Origin of the sequence: Salegentibacter sp. (genome assembly GCF_041642575.1) — a bacterium.
Classification (GTDB): Bacteria; Bacteroidota; Bacteroidia; order Flavobacteriales; family Flavobacteriaceae; genus Salegentibacter.
In genome coordinates this window covers 1-2,727 of the sequence record NZ_JBEPWD010000167.1, presented here as the reverse complement: position 1 = coordinate 2,727, position 2,727 = coordinate 1, and the positions used below count along the sequence as shown (strand labels likewise).

Genomic DNA, 2,727 nt, shown 5'->3' with positions numbered 1-2,727 from the left:
TCAAGAAGCTCTATGTAGAACCCGGAAATCCGCTAAGTGTTTATAATAAAGTTGTTTCAGAAGGGAAACTGAATATTGAGGATAGCCTGGATTATAACTACACCATCAAGGTAACCGATTTCTCCGGAAACCAAAGATTGATAAGAGTTCCCATCCGCGGCCGAAACAGCGGGGAGATTCAGCCTAAAAAAATAAACAAAACCGATTATTTCGTCAATGCCAATCAGGCCTTTGCTGCCGAGGAAAACGGTATAGACTTTTACGTACCAAAGGGAAGTCTTTATGCAGACACCTACCTGGACGTTCAATTTAAAGGGGATACTATAGATTTCCATACCGACGAAACGCCCATCCATAAAAATATCACCCTGGGATTTGATGTGAGTAAATACAGCCCTGAAGATAGAGAGAAACTGTTTATAGCACGTTTAGGTTACGGAAACAAACCCCTATATTCCTCAACCTATAAAAAAGGGGATCGCTTCACCACGGGCATTAGAACCTTCGGTAAATACACTTTGGCAGCAGATATTAAACCTCCAAAAATAAAGCCGGTGAATTTCAATGACGGCCAGTGGATTTCTTCCAATAATGACCTGCGCGTAAAGATCTCGGATGATCTCTCCGGAATAAAAAGCTATCGGGCAACGGTTAACGGAAAATTCATACTTATGGAGTATGAATATAAAAATAACACGTTATCCCATAATTTCGACGATGGGATAGTGACAGAAACAGAAAATGATTTTAAGATTATAGTTACCGACAATGTCGGCAACAGTAGTACTTATGAAGCTAAATTCTTCAGGAAAAATTAAATCACAAGCGGTTACATCTTTTACCTAAAGATTTAAGTAAGGGGTAACCGCAGCTGTTTTTTATCGGAGATATATTGCTTCAAAGCAAGTAATGCAGCCATTCTGGCTTCTTCCTTGATCTCGTCTTGCAGCTTTTCTGCTGAATAATAATTTTTCACAAAATGGGTGTCGAAGTTTCCACTTCGGAAAGCTTCGTGCTCAAAGACGAATTTCCCGAAGGGCAGGGTGGTGCTCACTCCCTGTACTTCGTATTCGCTAATGGCTTTTAGCATTAACTGAATCGCCTCTTCCCGGGTTTTCCCGTAGGTAATGAGCTTACTCAGCATAGGATCGTAATAGATTGGCACCTCCATTCCTTCTTCAAAGCCATTATCTACCCTAATTCCCGGCCCTGAAGGCATTCGGTATCTTTCGAGGGTGCCTACGCTGGGCATAAAATCTTCCATGGGATCTTCAGCATAAACCCTGAGTTCCATGGCGTGGCCCATAATGTTTAAGTCTTCCTGGTGGTATTTGATCTTCTTTCCCCGGGCGATCTTAATTTGTTCTTCTACCAGGTCTATTCCGGTGATAAGTTCGGTCACGGGATGTTCCACCTGCAAACGAGTATTCATTTCCAGAAAATAAAAATTCCCCGCTTCATCAAAAAGAAACTCCACTGTTCCGGCTCCTACATAATCACAGGCTCTGGCTACTTTCACCGCGGCCTTTCCCATTAGTTTCCTGGTCTTTGTATCTAAAACTACTGAAGGTGCTTCCTCGACCACTTTCTGGTGCCGACGTTGGATGCTGCATTCCCTTTCGAATAAATGTATAATATTCCCGTGTGTATCTGCCAGAACCTGGATTTCAATATGCCGGGGAGAACTCACATATTTCTCAATAAAAACCGAACCATCCCCAAACGCCGACTCCGCTTCACTGATAGCTCTTTTCATCTGGTCTTCCAGGTCTTTATCCCTTTCAACGATCCGCATTCCCTTTCCCCCGCCTCCGGCAGAGGCCTTTATGAGAATTGGATAGCCAATCTCACCGGCTATTTTCTTTGCTTTCTCAACATCGGTGATAGCTTCATCTATTCCGGGTACCATGGGAATGTCATAATCTTTAACGGCATCCTTCGCAGCGAGTTTGCTTCCCATTATTCGAATAGCTTTGGAACCCGGTCCAATCCAGGTGATCCCTGCCTTTTCTACCGCTTCGGCAAATTCTGCATTCTCACTAAGAAAACCATAACCGGGATGGATTCCGTCTACGCTCAGCTCTTTGGCCACTTTAATTATTTTATCCCCTTTCAAATAAGATTCGCTGGAGGCTGCTTTTCCTATACATACCGCTTCATCGGCAAACTTTACGTGGGGCGCGTTCCTATCTGCTTCAGAATAAACGGCAACGCTTTTAATCCCCATTTTCTGAATGGTTTTCATTACCCTTAATGCGATCTCACCTCTATTGGCTACTAATATTTTCTTCATCTTTAATTTTAATTCAAAACGATTTTTAAATTCCTTCCATTTACCGGAACTTATTCCATTTCAATAAGCAATTGGTTTTTCTCCACTCCCTGACCTTTTTCTACTGAAACAACTTTTACCACCCCGTCGCGCGGAGCGGTTATAGTGTTTTCCATCTTCATTGCTTCAAGGACAAGCAGATAATCTCCCTCCTTGACCTCAGCACCTTCCGTAACCATCACATCAAGGATTAGCCCGGGCATTGGCGCTTTGATATCATTAACCTTTAAAACAGAACTCAGGGAGAGCCCCATCTCTTCGATTAGCTGATCCAGCTCATTGGAGATATTCACCTGGTAGTTATTGGAATTTATCTTTACGCTGTACTGCCGGTTAAGAAAATCGGTTTTAGAAATACCGGCTTTAAAACTTCGGCTTTCCCGAAGTACATGATA

Annotated in this window: 2 protein-coding genes and 1 pseudogene; 1 reads left to right on the top strand and 2 read right to left on the bottom strand. The window is 42.8% G+C overall.

The genetic code is table 11. The features are described 5' to 3' along the window. A pseudogene (locus tag ACESK1_RS12900) lies at positions 1–818 on the top strand (M23 family peptidase); the annotation flags it as partial. 32 nt (positions 819–850) lie between these two features. On the opposite strand, the gene accC reads toward ACESK1_RS12900, so the two are convergent. Beyond that, positions 851–2,293, bottom strand: coding sequence for an acetyl-CoA carboxylase biotin carboxylase subunit (accC, locus tag ACESK1_RS12895; RefSeq protein ID WP_372920586.1), 1,443 nt, complete (start codon positions 2,291–2,293; stop codon positions 851–853). A gap of 50 nt (positions 2,294–2,343) precedes the next feature. Then, positions 2,344–2,727 (bottom strand): biotin/lipoyl-containing protein (locus ACESK1_RS12890; protein WP_372920585.1); only part of this gene is annotated, 384 nt, incomplete at its 5' end.